A 19,314-nucleotide genomic window follows, 5' to 3' on the forward strand; every position below is an offset into this window, starting at 1 on the left:
TCAAACTCTTCAATTTAAAAGTTTGATGCTCAATGAATTAAACTTCGTAATGAATTACGTGTTCACTCGTTGAGACTTGGTATTCATTTTTCGTCCGAGGACGTTAAGAATCCATGTCACTTTGAGTGCCCACACAGATTGTCTGATAAATTGTTAAAGAGCAGTGCCGCTTCGTTTTCGCTGCGGCGCGGGGTGTGCATATTACGCTTTCCCGCTTCAGAGTCAAGCGTTTAATTTGCTTTTCTCTGCTGACCCGGCGGCGTGTGTGCCGTTGTTCCGTGTCAGTGGAGGCGCATTATAGGGAGTAATTCTGAAGCTGCAAGGATAAAGTGAAAATTATTTACTGACTGCTCACTTTCCAGGCAAATTACATCCCAGACCTCAATTCTGGCCTGGTTTTTAAACAAAAACGAGCCGCAAGCGGCTCGTTTTTGCGTTTTGTGACTTACTGCACTGCCACAATTCGGTCGTCGTTGGCTTCCAGACGGATAACTTTGCCCGGAACCAGTTCGCCTGACAGTATTTGCTGCGCCAGCGGGTTTTCGATCTGCTGCTGGATAGCACGTTTCAACGGACGCGCCCCGTAAACCGGATCGTAACCATTTTCGCTCAGCAGTTTCAGCGCATCGTCAGAGATGTGAATTTCATATCCACGCTCTTCCAGACGTTTGTACAGACGCTGCAGCTGGATCTGTGCAATCGACGCAATGTGTTTCTCACCCAGAGGATGGAATACCACCACTTCATCGATACGGTTGATGAACTCCGGACGGAAGTTATGGCTAACCACACCCAGAACCAGATCCTTCATATGGCTGTAATCCAGTTCACCGAAACGTTCCTGAATCAAATCGGAACCCAGGTTCGATGTCATGATCACCACCGTATTACGGAAATCCACCGTTCTCCCCTGCCCGTCGGTCAGACGACCATCATCCAGGACCTGCAGCAGAATGTTGAACACATCCGGGTGCGCTTTTTCCACTTCGTCCAGCAGGATGACGGAATAAGGGCGACGGCGTACCGCTTCTGTCAGGTAGCCACCTTCTTCATAACCGACATATCCCGGAGGCGCACCCACCAGACGTGAAACGGAGTGTTTCTCCATAAACTCGGACATGTCGATACGCACCATCGCATCGTCGCTGTCGAACATAAAGTTAGCCAGCGCCTTACACAGCTCGGTTTTCCCCACCCCGGTAGGGCCCAGGAACAGGAACGAACCAATCGGACGATTAGGATCAGACAATCCGGCGCGGCTACGACGGATGGCGTTGGAAACCGCTTCAACCGCCTCGTCCTGGCCAATCACGCGCTGATGCAAATCCTGCTCCATGCGCAGCAGTTTATCGCGTTCGCTTTCCATCATGCGTGCTACCGGAATACCGGTCCAGCGCGCCAGCACCTCTGCAATTTCCGCATCCGTTACTTTGTTACGTAACAGACGCATCGTTTTGCCTTCAGACTGCGTCGCAATCTCAAGCTGTTTCTCCAGCTCAGGGATTTTGCCGTACTGCAGCTCTGACATTCGCGCCAGGTCACCCACTCGACGCGCCTGCTCAATGGCAATTTTTGCCTGTTCAAGTTCAGCCTTAATGGTCTGAGTGCCAGAGAGTGACGCTTTCTCTGCCTTCCACTCTTCTTCTAACTCAGAATACTGGCGCTCTTTATCGTCCAGTTCCTCATTGAGCATATCGAGGCGTTTTTTACTGGCTTCATCAGACTCTTTCTTGAGTGCCTGCTGTTCCAGTTTAAGCTGAATAATACGACGGTCGAGTCTGTCCAACTCTTCCGGTTTCGAGTCTATCTGCATACGAATGCTGGATGCGGCCTCATCGATAAGATCGATCGCTTTATCCGGTAACTGACGGTCGGCGATATAACGATGCGAAAGCGTCGCTGCCGCAACAATCGCCGGGTCAGTGATCTGCACATGGTGGTGCAGCTCATAACGTTCTTTCAGACCACGCAGGATCGCGATGGTATCTTCCACGCTTGGTTCCGCGACAAACACCTTCTGGAAACGACGTTCAAGTGCAGCATCTTTTTCGATGTACTGACGGTACTCGTCCAGCGTCGTGGCACCCACACAGTGAAGTTCACCGCGTGCCAGTGCAGGTTTCAGCATGTTGCCGGCATCCATCGCGCCGTCTGCTTTACCGGCACCGACCATGGTGTGCAACTCATCGATAAACAGAATGACATTGCCTTCCTGTTTAGCCAGATCGTTAAGTACGCCTTTCAGACGCTCTTCGAATTCACCGCGATACTTCGCCCCGGCCACCAGCGCCCCCATATCCAGTGCCAGTACACGGCGGCCTTTCAGCCCTTCCGGTACTTCACCGTTTACAATACGCTGCGCCAGTCCTTCAACGATGGCGGTTTTACCAACACCCGGTTCACCAATCAGCACCGGGTTGTTTTTGGTACGGCGCTGCAGAACCTGAATAGTACGGCGAATTTCTTCATCACGGCCGATCACCGGGTCAAGTTTACCCTGCTCAGCACGCTCGGTCAGATCGACCGTAAATTTTTTCAAAGCCTGACGTTGGTCTTCGGCTCCCTGATCGTTCACGCTTTCACCCCCACGCATTTTCTCAATCGCCTGAGTCACATTGGCCGTGGTTGCGCCGGCAGTTTTCAGCAGGTCGGTCAGGGTACCGCGTGATTCAAGCGCCGCCAGAACAAACAGTTCCGACGAAATAAAGTTGTCCCCACGTTTTTGCGCCAGCTTGTCGCAAAGGTTCAGCACCCGCACCAGATCCTGGGACGGCTGAACGTCGCCGCCGGTACCTTCTACCTGCGGTAAACGGCTCAGCGCCTGATCGATGGCGGTGCGTAACTGGCCAGCATTAATGCCAGCAGACGTTAATAATGGACGTACCGATCCCCCTTCCTGATTCAGCAAGGCGCTCATTAAATGAAGAGGTTCGATGAATTGGTTGTCGTGCCCCAGTGCAAGGGACTGGGCATCGGCGAGAGCAAGCTGGAATTTATTAGTAAGACGATCCAGACGCATAACTCCTCCCATAACAGGTCAAATTTGCTACTGGAGATTAAATGAGGTCATCCCTCAATTATTCAAGGTTAATGACCTGAATTATGTGAAAAGAAAACGGCACGTGCCGGATCGTCTTGATTCTTTAGGTTATATCAGCCAAATAAAACTTGCCATACGCCCCGTCGTCTTGTCGCGGCGATAAGAGAAGAAATCACCCTTTTCGGTGAACGTACAGCGGTCACCGCCGAAGATCTGCGTCACCTTGACATTATTCAGACGCTGACGTGCAAGCTGATAAATATCGGCCAGATATTTTTCCCCCACGGGTTCGAAAGCGTTAACGGCTTGCGGATCTTTTGCCATAAACGCTTCACGAACCTCTGGGCCCACCTCGAATGCCTGAGGACCAATTGCCGGGCCAAGCCAGGCAATGATATTTGCAGGATCGTCTTTGAAGCAGGCGACGGTCTCTTCCAGCACGCCTTCACACAGACCACGCCAGCCCGCATGAGCAGCCGCAACCTCGGTACCCGCACGGTTACAAAACAGCACCGGCAGGCAATCGGCTGTCATCACCGCGCATACTGTTCCCGGCGTATCGCTGTAGGAGGCATCGGCACGTTTAGACGCGTAGGGTTCTCCCGTCAACTTCAGCACGGCTTTACCGTGAACCTGCTCAAGCCACACCGGTTTAGACGGTAAGTTGCCCGCAGCAAACAGCCGCGAGCGGTTTTCTTCAACGTGTTCCAGGTTGTCGCCGCAGTGTGCGCCAAGGTTCAAAGACGCCCACGCCCCCTGACTTACCCCGCCAACGCGGGTTGAACTGCAGGCAGCCACACCTTCAGGCAGTGGCCACTCCGGAACAATCAGTTTGCTCATAACCAGTCCACTTGATCTTTGTGTTCTTCAAAATCCGCGCGCATGGCGTCAATAAGCTCCACCATATCCTGCGGGATCGGCGCATGCCATTCCATTTGAATCCCTGAAATAGGGTGATAAAGGCGCAGCATGGTGGCGTGCAGCGCCTGACGATCAAACTTGCGCAGTACGCTAATGAACTCGTCCGATGCCCCTTTTGGCGGACGCGGACGACCACCGTAAACCTGATCCCCCACCAGCGGATGGGTTATGTGCGCCATATGCACGCGGATCTGGTGGGTACGACCGGTCTCCAGACGCAGACGCAGACGCGTATGAATGCGGAAATGTTCCATAATGCGATAGTGCGTCACCGCCGGTTTACCCATCGGATGCACCGACATATGAGTACGTTTGGTAGGGTGACGGCTGATCGGCTCATCAACCGTACCGCCAGCGGTCATATGGCCAATAGCCACGGCTTCATATTCGCGGGTGATCTCACGCAGCTGCAGTGATTCCACCAGGCGAGTCTGGGCAGGTACGGTCTTTGCCACCACCATCAGACCGGTGGTGTCTTTATCCAGACGATGCACGATACCGGCACGCGGCACATCAGCAATCGGCGGATAATAATGGAGAAGTGCGTTAAGTACCGTACCGTCAGGATTCCCCGCTCCCGGATGAACAACCAGGTCGCGCGGCTTGTTAATCACCAGAATGTCATCATCTTCATAGACGATATCCAGTGGGATATCCTGTGGCTCGAAGCGGATTTCCTCTTCGATTTCAGCATTGATGGCGACAGCTTCCCCACCTAACACTTTCTCTTTCGGTTTGTCCCAGACTTTACCGTTTACCAGCACGCGCTGGTCAAGAATCCATTCTTTTATGCGTGAACGCGAATAATCAGGGAACAATTCGGCCAAAGCTTGATCTAAGCGTTGACCGAGCTGATTTTCGGAGACTGTTGCGGTGAGTTCTACTCGTTGTGCCATAAACTGCTTCTTCGTTTAACGTTGGGTTTTACGGCTTTGCCGTTTAATATAGTGTGCTATTGTAGCTGGTCTTAATCGGGAGCAGGAACAGAGTTTCTCCCGGACAAACATTTGAGGAAAGTCAAAACGTCATGACGCGCATGAAATATCTGGTGGCAGCGGCCACGTTGAGCCTGGCTTTGGTGGGCTGCTCCGGTTCAAATGAACAGGTCCCTGACAATCCGCCGAATGAAATCTATGCGACCGCACAACAAAAGTTGCAGGACGGTAACTGGAAACAGGCGATAACGCAACTGGAAGCGTTGGATAATCGCTATCCATTTGGTCCGTATTCGCAGCAGGTACAGTTAGATCTCATCTACGCATACTATAAAAATGCCGATCTGCCGCTGGCTCAGGCAACCATCGATCGTTTCATGCGTCTGAACCCGACTCATCCTAACATCGACTATGTAATGTACATGCGCGGTCTGACCAACATGGCGCTGGATGACAGTGCCCTGCAGGGCTTCTTCGGTGTGGATCGCTCCGACCGTGACCCGCAGCATGCGCGTGATGCGTTCAACGACTTTTCCAAACTGGTGCGCGGCTATCCGAACAGTCAGTACGTGACCGACGCCACCAAACGTCTGGTGTTCCTGAAAGACCGACTGGCGAAATACGAATACTCGGTTGCTGAATACTACACCCGCCGTGGCGCATGGGTTGCCGTGGTTAACCGTGTAGAAGGAATGCTGCGTGATTATCCGGATACGCAGGCGACCCGCGACGGCCTGAAGCTGATGGAGAATGCTTACCGCCAGATGCAGATGACCGCACAGGCAGACAAGGTAGCAAAAATCATCGCCGCGAACAGCAGCAACACCTGATAGCGACGTCAAAGCAAAACGGCAGCCCGCGGGCTGCCGTTTTTTTATTCAATTCAGACAAAGCTGAAGCGGTTTAGCTTCAACACATCCTATCAACTATGACCGCAATTTTTGCCTTCGACAAGGTAAATCTCACCTCTTCCTGCCCTGCCTCACAAAAAAGATTCCCTGACAAAAACCGACAAAATAACGTGATATAAATCACACATTTTGACATTAGGACAGGTATGCTGGAATCACCAAGACGGAAAGACAAGAGGTAAAATTTATGACAATGAACATTACCAGCAAACAAATGGAAATTACCCCGGCAATTCGCCAGCACGTCGCAGACCGTCTCGCCAAACTGGATAAATGGCAAACACACTTGATTAATCCACATATCATCCTGTCTAAGGAGCCGCAGGGTTTCATCGCTGACGCAACTATCAATACTCCAAACGGCCATCTGGTCGCCAGCGCAAAACACGAGGATATGTACACCGCTATTAACGATTTGATCAACAAGCTGGAACGGCAGCTCAATAAAGTGCAGCACAAAGGTGAAGCCCGTCGCGCCACGACCTCGGTGAAAGACGCCAGCTTCGCGGAAGAAGTTGAAGAAGAGTAATCCTTTAAATTGAGTTTACCGCCAACGCGCCTTCGGGCGCGTTTTTTATTGACAGGGTGAAAACAGTACGGGTACTTTAACGTTATCAACCACAGGATGATTTCATGAAACTGACGCCGTTTTTCTTCGCATTCTTTTTTACCTTCCCCTGAACGGGAGGCGTTTCGTCGTGTGATAAAGAATGCGAAGACGAACAACAAGGCCTCCCACACCGGGAGGCCTTTTTTATTGATAACGATAAAACGAGACAGACAACACTATGACACCGGAAAACCCGTTACTGGATCTGCGAGTAAAAATCAGCGCGCTGGATGAAAAATTACTGGCACTTCTGGCTGAACGCCGCGCGCTCGCCATCGAAGTGGGTAAAGCCAAACTGGACTCCCACCGTCCGGTACGTGATATCGACCGCGAACGCGACCTGCTGGAACGTCTGATTCAACTCGGCAAAGCCCATCACCTTGACGCACATTACATCACCCGTTTGTTCCAGCTCATCATCGAAGACTCTGTTCTGACCCAGCAAGCGCTGTTGCAGCAGCATCTGAATAAAACCAACCCGCACTCTGCCCGCATCGCGTTTCTTGGCCCTAAGGGCTCCTACTCCCATCTGGCTGCCCGCCAGTACGCTGCACGTCATTTTGAAGAGTTCATTGAGAGCGGCTGCGCAAAGTTCGCCGATATTTTCAATCAGGTGGAAACCGGCCAGGCGGATTACGCCGTCGTGCCGATTGAGAACACCAGTTCCGGTGCCATCAACGACGTGTACGATCTGCTGCAACACACCAGCCTGTCGCTGGTTGGGGAGCTGACAATCCCTATCGATCACTGCGTGCTGGTCTCTGGCTCAACCGATTTGAGCACCATCGAGACGGTCTATAGCCATCCGCAGCCGTTCCAGCAGTGCAGTCAGTTCCTCAACCGTTATCCGAACTGGAAAATTGAGTACACCGAAAGCACCTCCGCGGCGATGGAAAAAGTCGCCCAGGCAAACTCCCCCACCGTCGCGGCGCTGGGCAGCGAGGCGGGCGGTGCGCTGTATGGTCTCCAGGTTCTGGAACGTAACCTGGCAAACCAGACGCAAAACATTACCCGCTTCATCGTGCTGGCACGCAAAGCCATTAATGTCTCTGATCAGGTGCCCGCCAAAACTACCCTGTTGATGGCAACCGGGCAGCAGGCAGGCGCACTGGTTGAAGCGCTGCTGGTACTGCGTAACCACAATCTGATCATGACCCGGCTCGAATCGCGCCCGATTCACGGCAATCCGTGGGAAGAGATGTTCTATCTCGACATTCAGGCCAACCTGGAATCGCCGTCCATGCAGAAAGCCCTGCGCGAACTGAGCGAAATCACCCGTTCAATGAAGGTGCTGGGCTGTTATCCGAGCGAAAACGTGGTACCGGTTGACCCAAGCTAACGTTCGATAAACCGGCTTTTCTTCATCCCTGCCACACTGACCGGCAGGGTGAAGATAGCGCCGGAGAGGGGATATTGCGCCACCTCTTGCGCATCCATATTTTCCCGCGTGGTCGTGATAAACAGCGTTTTCATATCGTCACCGCCAAAGCAGACCATCGTTGGGCAACGGACCGGCATACGGTACTCTTCCAGTTGCTCTCCCTGAGGTGAAAAGCGCGCGATGCGCCAGCCATCAAACAGCGCACTCCAGTAACAGCCTTCCACGTCCATCGCGGCACCGTCAGGTATCCCTTCGCCGTCGTTGAACCGGCGGAATACCTCCCGTTTACCGGGTTCCCCCTGCTCATCCAGCGAGGTACGGTAGATAACGCCGTTTGGCGTATCAGAAGTAAACATCCACCGCTGGTCGGGGCTGAATGCCAGACCATTGTGGCCATGAATGTCGCACTGGATAACTTTTGGCGTCAGATCGTTATCAATGCGCATCAGCAGCGCCCCGTTGTAATCACCCGGTGCCCAGAAGGTCCCGGCGTAGAACTGGCCCCGGTGATCGGTTCCCCCATCATTGAAACGCGCAAGCTGCGGATTCGACGGGTTATCACAGACTTTGCGCTGCAGCAGGCCGTGTTTATCGGAAAGCCAGATGCCGCTTCGCATCGCGACGATAAAGCCGCCGCGTTCGCGCAGGGCGAAACACCCCACCTCTTCGTGGAAAGAGAGCACGGTGTGTTCCGCCGTGGGTAAATGATAACGGTGGATCTCACCTTCAAGAATATCCGCCCAGTAAAGCGCATTTTCCTCTGCACTCCACGTCGGGCATTCGGGCAGATGCCCGGTGTAGTTCAACAGCAGCTGCGGTTCGGCCATGACAGTTCCCCAAAATGAAAAAAGCCAGCAATGCTGGCTTTCAGTATATACATCATCGCATTACTGGCGACTGTCATTTGCCTGACGCAACAGCGTGCGGCTCTCGCTCTGGAAACGTTGCGCGTAATCGCCAAACCAGTGTTCGACCTTACGGAAGCTGTCGATAAACGCCTGCTTGTCGCCGTGCTCCAGCAGCGTAATGGCTTCGCCAAAACGCTGGTAGTAACGCTTAATCAGTGCCAGGTTGTTCTCAGACGACATAATAATGTCGGCGTAAAGCTGGGGATCCTGAGCAAACAGACGCCCCACCATCGCCAGCTCCAGACGATAGATAGGCGAAGAGAGTGCCAATAACTGCTCAAGCTGCACATTCTCTTCCGCCAGATGCAGCCCATAGGCAAAGGTCGCAAAGTGACGCAGGGCCTGGATGAACGCCATGTTCTGATCGTGTTCAACCGCGCTAATGCGGTGCAGCCGCGCGCCCCAAACCTGAATCTGTTCCAGGAACCACTGGTAGGCTTCCGGCTGACGACCATCGCAGTAGACCACCACCTGTTTCGCCAGGCTGCCACTGTCCGGGCCAAACATAGGATGTAGCCCCAGGACCGGCCCCGTATGCGCAGCCAGCATTGCCTGCAGCGGACCATTTTTCACGGATGCCAAGTCCACCAGGATGCAATCTGCCGGCAGCGGAGGAAGCTTCGCAATGATCTGCTCCGTCACGTGAATCGGCACGCTGACGATGACCATTCCGGCATCTTTCATCAGCTCCGGCGCGTTGGCCCAGTCCTCTTTTTCCAGGATACGCACCTGATAGCCAGACAGGGTCAGCATTTTTTCAAACAGCCGCCCCATCTGACCCGCCCCGCCCACAATAACGACCGGGCGCAGGGACGGGCAAAGGGTTTTGAAGCCTTTATCGTTTTCGCTGGAGTAGGACTCCCGCATCACACGACGCAAAACATCTTCAATCAAATCCGGCGAGACGCCCAGCGCCTGGGCCTCTTTACGACGGGAAGCCAGCATGGAGGCCTCGCGCTCCGGAACGTAAATCGGCAGGCCATATTTGCTTTTGACCTCACCCACCTCGGCAACCAGCGCCATACGGCGCGCTAACAGATCCAGCAGCGCCTTATCCACTTCATCAATTTGATCGCGTAATGCGGTCAATTCAGCAACCATACCTAACCTCTTAAGCCAGACGCGTCGCCAGCTGGCCGTTTATATCTTTGTGGATCTCACGCAGCAGCGCATCGGTGGTTTCCCAGCTGATGCAGGCATCCGTCACGGACACACCGTACTTCATTGCGCTGCGCGGTTGTTCAGATGATTGATTGCCTTCATGAATATTGCTCTCAATCATCAGACCGATAATAGAACGGTTGCCGTCTTTGATTTGTGCGACCACCGATTCCGCCACCGCAGGCTGACGACGGTAATCTTTGTTCGAATTACCATGACTGCAATCTACCATCAGTGCCGGGCGCAGTCCCGCCTGCTCCATCTCTTTTTCACACTGTGCCACATCTGCCGGGCTGTAGTTTGGCGCTTTACCGCCACGCAGGATCACATGACCGTCCGGATTACCCTGCGTCTGCAGGAGACAAACCTGGCCCGCCTGGTTAATACCTACAAAGCGATGCGGCATGGCCGCGGCGCGCATGGCGTTGATCGCCGTGGCAAGGCTACCGTCGGTCCCGTTTTTAAAACCAACCGGCATCGACAGACCAGACGCCATTTCACGGTGGGTTTGTGATTCCGTAGTACGCGCACCAATCGCAGACCAGCTAAACAGATCGCCCAGGTACTGCGGGCTGTTCGGATCCAGCGCTTCGGTTGCCAGTGGCAGCCCCATGCTGACCAGCTCAACCAGCAGGCGACGCGCAATCTTCAGACCGGCTTCCACATCAAACGAGCCATCCATGTGCGGATCGTTAATCAACCCTTTCCAGCCAACGGTGGTACGTGGCTTCTCAAAATAGACGCGCATCACCAGGTAGAGGCTATCGCTGACCTCCTCCGCTAATGCTTTAAATCGACGAGCGTACTCAATGGCGGTTTCAGGATCGTGAATGGAGCAAGGACCACATACCACCAGCAGACGCGGATCGCGGCCAGCGATAATGTCAGAAATGGTCTGGCGCGAGTGCTCAATTTGAGCCTCCTGCGCGACGCTCAGCGGGAACTCCGCTTTCAGTTGATCCGGTGTAATCAAAACCTGTTCGTCAGTGATATGTACGTTGTTCAGCGCGTCTTTTTGCATGATGGCGATCCTGTAAAGCTCGTTTGCGATAGGTGTTTTCCTCGAAGAGGTGAAACAACGATACCACAACAAGTAAAGATTTCAATCCAAAATACGTACACTTTACTTTACAAAAGCCATTTTACTGCAAAAATCAGCCGTCAAAATCGTAAACCTAAAATTACACCCCCACTTTCTTTTGCCAGGCTATGCTGAAGAAAAAAGGAGAATGGCTATGCGTTCAATCGCTCTGATGCTGTTGTCGCTGTTTTTATCGGGCTGTGAGATCAACCCTTATACCTTCCAGCCCGACTGGACTAGTCCCAGCTGGTTTGATGCGGGTAAAGAAGACGCCATGAATGGTCTGCCGGTTAAAGATAATCAGACGCTGGCCGATAGTTTTAACGACCCGCAGGTTGATCGTAGTGAATATCTTCGTGGCTACGCCGACGGACAGAAAAAAGTGTGTGAGGAAGGTTTTATTCACGCCTGGGGAATAGCAGGTAAATCTTTCCCGGCCAGTTGTGATACTGTTGAAAACGCAGCAAAACTGCATGAATCATGGCAACAAGGAATGGATGAAAGTATGCGTTCCAGCAGACTTAATTAAGCCGTTTTTTATACGCCGGAATATATACAACTGTAGGATTTAGCTTAGGTCGTACTCAGTACATTTCTGACATAATGACGGCTTTGATAAACAATGGTATTCTGCCGACAACTCGTAAGGACATCTATTTCCAGAGCGGTATGGCGGATTCTGGTGAGAAATTCATTCTTGATCTCTTTGTTCCGACTCACTCTGGTGCTAATGCTGTTCTTTATGGTGGGCCCAGCACCGGCAGCCACGTTCACAGAAACCGATAAATCGGTACGTTCGATTGTATCGGGTATTGTGAGCTATACCCGATGGCCGTCACTTTCCGGGCAACCTAAACTCTGCGTTTATGCCTCGTCTCACTACACGCAAGCACTGAGCAGCGAAGAAGGGCAAAGCGAGTTACCTTATACTCCCGTCATTGTACGTAACGATCAGGAAGCCCTGTCCGCGACGTGTGATGCTATTTATTTCGGGGCTGAATCGCCTGCAAAACAACTTGAATTAATAAGTCAATATCAGGGCAGAGCATTGCTATTAATCTCAGAGCAGAATCCGGAATGTGTTATTGGCAGTGCATTCTGCCTGATAATCGATCATAACCAGGTCAGATTTTCCGTTAATCTGGATGCATTGACGCGCAGTGGCGTACGCGTCAATCCGGATGTATTAATGCTGGCACGGAATAAGCAGCATGGATAAAGAAATCACTTCAACGCCACGTCCAACGTTTAAAAGCACGTTGAGACGAATCAGCATGATAAGCGTCATCATCACCATGACGTTTATTTGGCTCCTGCTCTGTTTTGCTTCCGTGGTGACATTAAAGCAATACGCCCAAAAAAATCTCGAATTAACCGGCGCAACAATGAGCCACAGCCTTGAAGCCTCACTGGTCTTTAATGATGCGCTGGCGGCTAACGAAACGCTCGCCACCCTGGGTAAACAGGGCCAGTTTGCCGTGGCTGAGGTTCTTAACGCGCATAAAAAGCGGTTTGCTTACTGGTCCTGGAACCCGGAAGAGAATAACGACACGCTGGGTGCATTGGTTAGCCGCTGGCTGTTCCCCGACCCGGTCGCACAGCCGATCATGCATAACGGTAATGCGATCGGCGAAATTCGCCTGACCGCACGCGATAATCTCATCAGCCATTTCATCTGGCTGTCGTTTGCCGTTCTTACCGGCTGTATTCTTTTTGCCACCGCCGTCGCGCTTACGATTACACAATCTCTGCATCATGGCATGGTCACGGCGCTGCAAAACATCACCGATGTCGTGCATGACGTACGCACCAACCGCAACTTTTCCCGGCGGGTGAAGGATGGTCGCATCGAAGAATTCCACCAGTTTGGCGAAGACTTCAACAGTCTGCTGGATGAAATGGAAGAGTGGCAGCTTAAGCTGCAGGCGAAAAACGCTCAGCTACTGCGTACCGCCATGCACGATCCTCTCACCGGCCTCGCCAATCGGGCGGCGTTTCGTAGCAGCATCGCGGCATTAATGCACGACGCCTCCGCAAAAACCAACACTGCCCTGCTCTTCCTCGACGGTGATAATTTCAAGTTTATTAACGATACCTGGGGACATGCTGCGGGCGATTGCGTCCTGATTGAAGTCGCCCGCCGGATGGTTGAGTTTGGCGATAAGCGTCATCAGCCATACCGCCTTGGCGGTGACGAGTTTGCGATGGTGCTGTACGGCGTGCAGTCTGCCGCGGAGGTTCAACAGATTTGTGCTGCGTTGTCGCAGCAGTTTATGCGCCCGTTCGATCTGCATAACGGGCAGACAGCAACGATGTCACTTAGCATTGGCTTTGCTCTGGCGTGGGAAAGTGCCTCTGTGGAAGCATTACTGGAGCAAGCCGACCGCAACATGTACCAGGATAAAAACCAGCGTACAAAAGCAATAACTTAGAAAGGATACGATATGTTAAAGCGATACTTCGCGCCGTTATTTCTCGCTTCAATGGTACTGGCGGGTTGTCAGTCACCGCCTGAAGGTAAATTCACCCCTGAGCAAATTGCGGCGATGAAGTCATACGGTTTTAACGAACTGAATGGCGACTGGTCTTTGGGCCTGTCAGATACGATCCTGTTTGATAAAAATGACGCCAGACTGCGCCCGGAAAGTGAAGCGCAGATCCGCTCCATGGCCTCTCGCCTGGCGGCTACCGGCCTGAAACACGCGCGTATGGATGGCCACACCGATAATTACGGAGAAGAGAGCTACAACGAAGCGCTGTCGTTAAAACGTGCCAATGCAGTGGCTGACGTCTGGGCCAAAGGCGCCAATATCCCGCGCAGCAACCTCACCACGCAGGGATTAGGTAAAAAATATCCGGTTTCCAGCAACAGTACGGCGCAAGGGCGTGCTGAAAACCGTCGGGTCGCGGTGGTCATCAGCACGCCATAGCCTTATTTAACGGATGATTGTGCGAGCGACACGCCAGTTGCCGCTCGCCAGCGTAGCCAGTCAATCAGCATAAACAGCGCCAGGCTCACGCCCATCACCGGCAATGCCAGCCCCAGCAATACGCTGACCACCACCGTGACGGCTTTTCCCCATCCCGGGAGCGCCAGCCAGCACTGACAAAGCGTCTGAAGCGGATCCGCCGTCGATTGCGCCGGACGACGCATCCACCACATCCGATATCCCCAGACAATCAGCACACACAGCGCCAGGCCAAATGCGACGAGCAGTAACTGGTTAACCAGCCCGAATAAGATCCCCATATGGAAATCCACACCCCAGCGGGTCAGCTTTGCCATTAACGGGAAATCCTCAAAGCGGGTTCTGTCCAGAATTTGCATGGAATTTGGATCCACCGCAACGGCATCCACCTGGGTCGGCCAGCTGCGGTCAATTTCCGTCACGGTCCACGCCTGGTCAGCGCTTTTCGCCGGGCGGATTTCGAGTTTATTCGCATCAATCCCGGCCTGGCGGGCAGCGTGCAATACGCCATCGAACTGGGTCAGCTCCATCGTCATGTCGGGCATCATCATGCCGGCATGATGCCCATGGTGTTCAGCGTGCTCATCCATCGTGGCGGGCGCACCCGAAAGCGTGGTGTTCACCTGCGGCGTGAGCCAGTTCATCTGCGCGCGCAGTTTATCCACATTGCCGCCCGCCCACTGGGACCACGTCAGGCCGGTCGCAGAAAACAGCAACATTCCCCCCAGCAGCACCCAGCCCAGCGTGACATGCAGGCGACGCCGGTTCTGAAAACGATTGTTGAGCCGACGTTTTGGCCGGGTATAAAACCACAGCGCAATCCCGCCCAGCGCAGCGACCCACATCCACGAGGCGGCCAGCTCGCTGTAGAGCCGACCAACGTTACCCAGCATCAGGGACGTATGCAGATAATCAATAGTCTGGCGTAGCGGTAAAATCCCGCTGGTGCCATACACGGTCATATCGCCACGCACCGCAAGAGTAACGGGATCGATAAAAATAGCGCGGGTCTCCGATGGGCCAAGCGACGGGTCGGCAAACATCACCCGGGTGGTTTCACCCGCAGCCAGGCCAGGACGAACGGCATGTAAACGCAGATCGGTGCCGATGTTTTTTTCCGCCACGGCGATCTGTTCCGCCAGCGGTTGGAGCTCCCCCACGGAATCCGTATGGAGCGCGTGCCGGTACAGGATATTTTCCAGCTGCGGTGTCGCCACGTACAGCGTACCGGTCAGCGCGGCGAAGAAGATAAACGGGCCGACAAACAGCCCGACATAGAAATGGAGTCGACGCAGCAGGTTTCCCCATGCCGCGCGCGGAGTGCAGGTAGTCATACTTTTCCTTTTTAAGGCAAAAAGTTATCGATATTTTTTAAAGGGAAAAAGCAGACTGCCGCGGCGGCGCGCGGGTATCAGGATAAAGCCAGGGGAAAAAGTGCCAGTGGCTGACTGCCTGACGCGGCGTCCTGACACGCAGCCTTTGCAGCACGATGCTGAGCAGCACAATCAGCGCGAGTATCATGCCCGGCACGTGGGCTAATAGCACGCAGTAGCCACAGGCTCCCGCATGGTCAACCGGCATGCTGTGCTGCATATCGCCGTGGTACTCATCCATCGACATCATGCTCATGTCATGATGCATCCCCGGCATGGCACTCATGGGATCTTTTTGCAGCGAGACGGAGATCAGCGGTGCGATCACGATCAGCAGGATCGCAAACAGCGCGGTCAATGCCGCTGCGCGTTTCCAGTTATGCTGATGCAGTACGTTAATCACTTACCCTCCACGGAAGAGGCCAGCATTGTAAATGATTTATGACGAAAGGGTTAACACGAGAGATGCGATGGGATAAAAAAAGGGCCAGCCTTTCGGCCAGCCCTTTCTAACAGGATGTCGCTTAAGCGAATCTTAGTTCAGACGCTCTTTAATACGAGCAGACTTACCAGTACGCTCACGCAGGTAGTACAGTTTAGCTTTACGTACAGCACCACGACGTTTAACAGCAATGCTGTCAACTACCGGAGAGTGAGTCTGGAAGACACGCTCAACGCCTTCGCCGTTGGAAATTTTACGAACAGTGAATGCAGAGTGCAGACCGCGGTTACGAATAGCGATAACCACGCCCTCGAATGCCTGCAGACGTTTTTTGGAACCTTCAACAACCCATACTTTCACTTCCACGGTGTCACCTGGACGGAAGGAAGGTACGTCCTGCTTCATCTGCTCTTGTTCAAGTTGCTTAATAATGTTGCTCATAATTTAATCTCTTATCCTGGGTAAACTGATATTCGGGAGCGTATTACGCATTCCCATCATGTTCATGCTGCTGTTGCGCGTGTTCAGTTTTGAACTCGGCCAGCAACTTTGCTTGCTCTTCAGTCAGAGCCAGGTTTTCCAGAAGTTCAGGTCTTCTAAGCCAGGTTCGGCCCAGCGACTGCTTCAAACGCCAGCGACGTATCTCAGCATGGTTTCCTGACAGTAACACTGCCGGGACTTCCATCCCTTCTAACACTTCAGGACGGGTATAGTGTGGACAGTCCAGCAACCCATCGGCAAAGGAATCTTCCGTTGCCGAAGCTTCATGGCCCAGTACTCCCGGAATGAACCGGGCGACGGAGTCAATCAGCGTCATTGCGGGTAACTCACCACCGCTGAGAACGTAATCGCCGATAGACCATTCTTCGTCAATCTCGGTTTGAATTACGCGCTCATCTATCCCTTCGTAGCGACCACAGACCAGAATCAGTTTTTGATTCGTCGCCAGTTCGCTGACGCCCGCTTGATCAAGCTTGCGTCCCTGAGGTGACAGATAAATCACCTTTGCGCCTTCACCTGCCGCGGCTTTTGCTGTGTGAATGGCGTCCCGTAAGGGTTGCACCATCATTAACATCCCCGGTCCGCCGCCGTAAGGACGATCGTCCACGGTACGGTGCCGGTCATGCGTGAAGTCACGAGGACTCCAGCTCTGGATGCTCAGCAGGCCATTCTTTACTGCCCGGCCAGTTACCCCGTAATCGGTAATCGCGCGGAACATTTCAGGAAACAGGCTAATTATGCCAATCCACATAGCGCCGTCTTTTACCGTTTATCCGGAGAATTTAAAAACCAGGATCCCAATCTACTTCAATCGTTTGAGTAGCGAGATCGACTTTCTTGATAACCTGTCCATCGAGGAACGGAACCAACCGCTCCTTGATGCCAAATGCATCTTTCAGGTTTGCCTTAATGACGAGAACGTCATTAGACCCGGTTTCCATCATGTCGATGACTTTCCCCAGGCTGTAGCCTTCAGTAGTGACTACCTGGCAACCCATAAGGTCTTTCCAGTAATAGTCGCCTTCTTCAAGCTCCGGCAACTGCGACGAATCCACGACAATTTCACAATTAGTCAGTGCATTCGCGGCATCACGATCGTCAACGCCTTTCAGCTTGATGATGATGTCCTGATTGTGGTGACGCCAGCTTTCCAGCTCGACCTCTTCCCACTTACCGCCTTTCTGAATAAACCAGGGCTGGTAATTAAAAATGCTATCAGCGTCTTCAGTGGAGGAAAACACTCTGAGCCAACCACGGATACCGTAGCAAGAACCCATTTTGCCCAATACAATCGGTTCAACAGGTGCTTTATTGCTCATCATGACCACCGTGACAGATTAAGCTGCTTTGTTTGCTGCTTTGATCAGCGTAGCAACGCGATCGGAAACAGTCGCGCCCTGGCCAACCCAGTGAGCGATACGATCCAGATCCAGACGAGTTTCTTCTTCTGCGCCAGCGGCCAGTGGGTTGAAGAAACCAACGCGCTCGATGAAGCGACCGTTGCGTGCATTACGGCTGTCAGTCACAACAACCTGGTAGAACGGACGCTTTTTAGCGCCGTGACGTGCTAAACGAATAGTTACCATAACATCCTCTTGTGTGAATAAAACAACCGGGCCCCATCGAGGAACGGAGCCCGGGTGTCATATTAAAAGCCCGAAAATTTTACTCATTTTCGGGCAAAAAGCAATCTCAAAAGCGATTATCGCCCAGGAAAACCGGGTGGCATCATGCCTTTCATGCCACGCATCATTTTCGCCATGCCGCCTTTCTTCATTTTCTTCATCATGCGCTGCATGTCGTCGAACTGTTTCAGAAGGCGGTTAACGTCCTGCACCTGCATGCCGCAACCGGCTGCGATACGGCGCTTACGGGAACCTTTGATGATATCCGGGTTAGCACGCTCTTTGAGGGTCATTGAGTTGATGATCGCCTCCATACGCACCAGCACCTTGTCATCCATCTGCGCTTTTACGTTGTCTGGGATCTGGCCCATGCCCGGCAGTTTGCCCATCAGGCTTGCCATGCCGCCCATGTTTTTCATCTGACGCAGCTGCTCAAGGAAGTCGGTCAGATCGAAACCGTCACCTTTTTTCAGCTTGCTGGCCAGCTTCTCGGCCTGCGCACGGTCAACTTTGCTCTCGATATCTTCAATCAGCGACAGCACGTCGCCCATGCCGAGGATACGGGATGCAATACGGTCCGGGTGGAACGGCTCCAGCGCTTCGGTTTTTTCGCCCACGCCGAGGAATTTGATCGGCTTACCGGTGATATGACGAATAGAAAGCGCCGCACCGCCGCGGGCGTCACCGTCCACTTTGGTCAGCACCACGCCGGTTAACGGCAGCGCTTCGTTGAACGCTTTCGCGGTGTTCGCCGCATCCTGACCGGTCATGGCGTCAACCACAAACAGGGTCTCTACCGGGTTGATAGAGGCATGCACCTGTTTGATTTCGTCCATCATCGCTTCGTCAACGTGCAGACGACCGGCGGTATCCACCAGCAGCACGTCGTAGAACTTCAGCTTCGCCTCTTTCAGCGCCGCGTTCACGATGTCGACTGGCTTCTGGGCCACGTCAGACGGGAAGAAATCGACCCCAACCTGCTGCGCCAGGGTCTCCAGCTGTTTGATCGCCGCCGGGCGATAAACGTCCGCAGAAACCACCAGCACCTTTTTCTTGTGCTTCTCGCGCAGGAATTTACCCAGCTTACCGACGCTGGTGGTTTTACCCGCACCCTGCAGACCCGCCATCAACACGACGGCCGGAGGCTGAGCCGCCAGGTTCAGAACCTGGTTCTCTTCGCCCATCGCCGAAACCAGTTCGTTACGAACGATTTTGACGAACTCCTGACCCGGGGTCAGGCTCTTGTTAACTTCATGACCAACCGCCTTCTCTTTAACGCGGTTGATAAAATCACGAACAACCGGCAACGCGACGTCTGCTTCCAGCAGCGCCATGCGCACTTCGCGCAGCGTTTCCTTGATGTTGTCTTCGGTAAGGCGTCCGCGGCCGCTGATGTTGCGCAGCGTGCGCGACAAACGATCGGTTAAATTATCAAACATTGTCTCTCGCCTGAGTA

At 53.2% G+C, this 19,314-nt stretch carries 21 protein-coding genes and 1 other annotated feature; of the genes, 8 read left to right on the top strand and 13 right to left on the bottom strand.

From position 1 onward, the window contains the following. Positions 1–445: 445 nt before the first annotated feature. The 3 genes from clpB to rluD all read right to left on the bottom strand — a co-directional run bounded on the left by clpB (position 446) and on the right by rluD (position 4,857). Positions 446–3,019 carry an ATP-dependent chaperone ClpB gene (gene clpB / locus ACOTZF_RS19615; RefSeq protein WP_013098336.1) on the bottom strand — a complete coding sequence of 858 codons (2,574 nt, stop codon included), beginning with the start codon at positions 3,017–3,019 and terminating at the stop codon, positions 446–448. A 129-nt stretch (positions 3,020–3,148) separates the two neighbouring features. Next, positions 3,149–3,880 carry a purine nucleoside phosphorylase YfiH gene (gene yfiH / locus ACOTZF_RS19620; protein ID WP_038980875.1) on the bottom strand — a complete coding sequence of 244 codons (732 nt, stop codon included), beginning with the start codon at positions 3,878–3,880 and terminating at the stop codon, positions 3,149–3,151. Next, complete coding sequence (rluD, locus tag ACOTZF_RS19625) at positions 3,877–4,857, bottom strand: 23S rRNA pseudouridine(1911/1915/1917) synthase RluD (RefSeq protein ID WP_029882082.1); 981 nt, start codon at positions 4,855–4,857, stop codon at positions 3,877–3,879. Before rluD ends, yfiH begins: the two co-directional genes overlap by 4 nt. Positions 4,858–4,988: 131 nt before the next feature. Here rluD and bamD point away from each other — a divergent pair, with 131 nt between their 5' ends. From bamD to pheA, 4 genes are all read left to right on the top strand, one after another. Then, entirely contained in the window at positions 4,989–5,726 is a 738-nt protein-coding gene (gene bamD / locus ACOTZF_RS19630; protein WP_013098339.1) for an outer membrane protein assembly factor BamD, read from the top strand. Positions 5,727–5,994: 268 nt separating this feature from the next. Then, entirely contained in the window at positions 5,995–6,336 is a 342-nt protein-coding gene (gene raiA / locus ACOTZF_RS19635) for a ribosome-associated translation inhibitor RaiA (protein WP_008502470.1), read from the top strand. Positions 6,337–6,439: 103 nt separating this feature from the next. After that, positions 6,440–6,565 (top strand) — a sequence feature (Phe leader region). Then, complete coding sequence (gene pheL, locus ACOTZF_RS19640) at positions 6,441–6,488, top strand: pheA operon leader peptide PheL (protein WP_100249759.1); 48 nt, start codon at positions 6,441–6,443, stop codon at positions 6,486–6,488. (Overlaps the previous feature by 48 nt.) Positions 6,566–6,595: 30 nt before the next feature. Further along, on the top strand, positions 6,596–7,756 hold the full coding sequence (pheA, locus tag ACOTZF_RS19645; protein WP_013098340.1) for a bifunctional chorismate mutase/prephenate dehydratase: 1,161 nt from the start codon (positions 6,596–6,598) through the stop codon (positions 7,754–7,756). On the opposite strand, the gene ACOTZF_RS19650 is transcribed toward pheA, so the two are convergent. Genes ACOTZF_RS19650 through aroF form a run of 3 tightly spaced genes read right to left on the bottom strand, consistent with a single transcriptional unit; the run spans position 7,753 to position 10,888 of the window. Then, positions 7,753–8,625 (bottom strand): SMP-30/gluconolactonase/LRE family protein, encoded by an 873-nt coding sequence (locus ACOTZF_RS19650; protein ID WP_108453963.1) that lies wholly within the window; start codon positions 8,623–8,625, stop codon positions 7,753–7,755. The genes pheA and ACOTZF_RS19650 overlap by 4 nt on opposite strands. Positions 8,626–8,685: 60 nt before the next feature. Then, positions 8,686–9,807 (bottom strand): bifunctional chorismate mutase/prephenate dehydrogenase, encoded by a 1,122-nt coding sequence (tyrA, locus tag ACOTZF_RS19655; protein ID WP_058683947.1) that lies wholly within the window; start codon positions 9,805–9,807, stop codon positions 8,686–8,688. Positions 9,808–9,817: 10 nt separating this feature from the next. After that, positions 9,818–10,888: a 3-deoxy-7-phosphoheptulonate synthase AroF gene (gene aroF / locus ACOTZF_RS19660; RefSeq protein ID WP_020690781.1), complete on the bottom strand. Its 1,071-nt coding sequence runs from the start codon at positions 10,886–10,888 to the stop codon at positions 9,818–9,820. Between the two features lie 214 nt (positions 10,889–11,102). On the opposite strand from aroF, the gene ACOTZF_RS19665 reads away from it, so the two are divergent. From ACOTZF_RS19665 to ACOTZF_RS19680, 4 genes are all read left to right on the top strand, one after another. Beyond that, positions 11,103–11,477 (top strand): DUF2799 domain-containing protein, encoded by a 375-nt coding sequence (locus ACOTZF_RS19665; RefSeq protein ID WP_045294704.1) that lies wholly within the window; start codon positions 11,103–11,105, stop codon positions 11,475–11,477. 153 nt (positions 11,478–11,630) lie between these two features. Further along, complete coding sequence (locus ACOTZF_RS19670) at positions 11,631–12,167, top strand: YfiR family protein (protein ID WP_028028085.1); 537 nt, start codon at positions 11,631–11,633, stop codon at positions 12,165–12,167. Beyond that, entirely contained in the window at positions 12,160–13,380 is a 1,221-nt protein-coding gene (dgcN, locus tag ACOTZF_RS19675) for a diguanylate cyclase DgcN (RefSeq protein ID WP_129317795.1), read from the top strand. The genes ACOTZF_RS19670 and dgcN overlap by 8 nt, the downstream gene beginning before the upstream one ends. 12 nt (positions 13,381–13,392) lie before the next feature. Then, complete coding sequence (locus tag ACOTZF_RS19680; RefSeq protein ID WP_045901429.1) at positions 13,393–13,878, top strand: OmpA family protein; 486 nt, start codon at positions 13,393–13,395, stop codon at positions 13,876–13,878. Positions 13,879–13,880: 2 nt separating this feature from the next. Here ACOTZF_RS19680 and ACOTZF_RS19685 read toward each other — a convergent pair whose 3' ends face one another. The 7 genes from ACOTZF_RS19685 to ffh form a co-directional block, all read right to left on the bottom strand. Continuing rightward, on the bottom strand, positions 13,881–15,251 hold the full coding sequence (locus ACOTZF_RS19685) for a PepSY-associated TM helix domain-containing protein (RefSeq protein WP_045901430.1): 1,371 nt from the start codon (positions 15,249–15,251) through the stop codon (positions 13,881–13,883). Positions 15,252–15,288: 37 nt separating this feature from the next. Then, on the bottom strand, positions 15,289–15,693 hold the full coding sequence (locus ACOTZF_RS19690) for a DUF2946 domain-containing protein (RefSeq protein WP_129253187.1): 405 nt from the start codon (positions 15,691–15,693) through the stop codon (positions 15,289–15,291). Between the two features lie 132 nt (positions 15,694–15,825). After that, on the bottom strand, positions 15,826–16,173 hold the full coding sequence (rplS, locus tag ACOTZF_RS19695; protein ID WP_002914145.1) for a 50S ribosomal protein L19: 348 nt from the start codon (positions 16,171–16,173) through the stop codon (positions 15,826–15,828). A gap of 43 nt (positions 16,174–16,216) precedes the next feature. Further along, positions 16,217–16,984, bottom strand: a complete 768-nt coding sequence (gene trmD / locus ACOTZF_RS19700; RefSeq protein ID WP_008502493.1) for a tRNA (guanosine(37)-N1)-methyltransferase TrmD — start codon at positions 16,982–16,984, stop codon at positions 16,217–16,219. Between the two features lie 31 nt (positions 16,985–17,015). Further along, positions 17,016–17,555, bottom strand: coding sequence for a ribosome maturation factor RimM (gene rimM / locus ACOTZF_RS19705; protein ID WP_013098350.1), 540 nt, complete (start codon positions 17,553–17,555; stop codon positions 17,016–17,018). Positions 17,556–17,570: 15 nt separating this feature from the next. Further along, positions 17,571–17,819 (bottom strand): 30S ribosomal protein S16, encoded by a 249-nt coding sequence (gene rpsP / locus ACOTZF_RS19710; protein WP_003863133.1) that lies wholly within the window; start codon positions 17,817–17,819, stop codon positions 17,571–17,573. A 116-nt stretch (positions 17,820–17,935) separates the two neighbouring features. After that, a complete protein-coding gene (ffh, locus tag ACOTZF_RS19715; RefSeq protein ID WP_013098351.1) occupies positions 17,936–19,297 on the bottom strand; it encodes a signal recognition particle protein in 1,362 nt (453 codons plus the stop codon). Positions 19,298–19,314: the final 17 nt, after the last annotated feature.

Origin of the sequence: Enterobacter cloacae complex sp. SHL021 (genome assembly GCF_049237765.1) — a bacterium.
In the GTDB taxonomy this organism is placed as follows: domain Bacteria; phylum Pseudomonadota; class Gammaproteobacteria; order Enterobacterales; family Enterobacteriaceae; genus Enterobacter; species Enterobacter cloacae.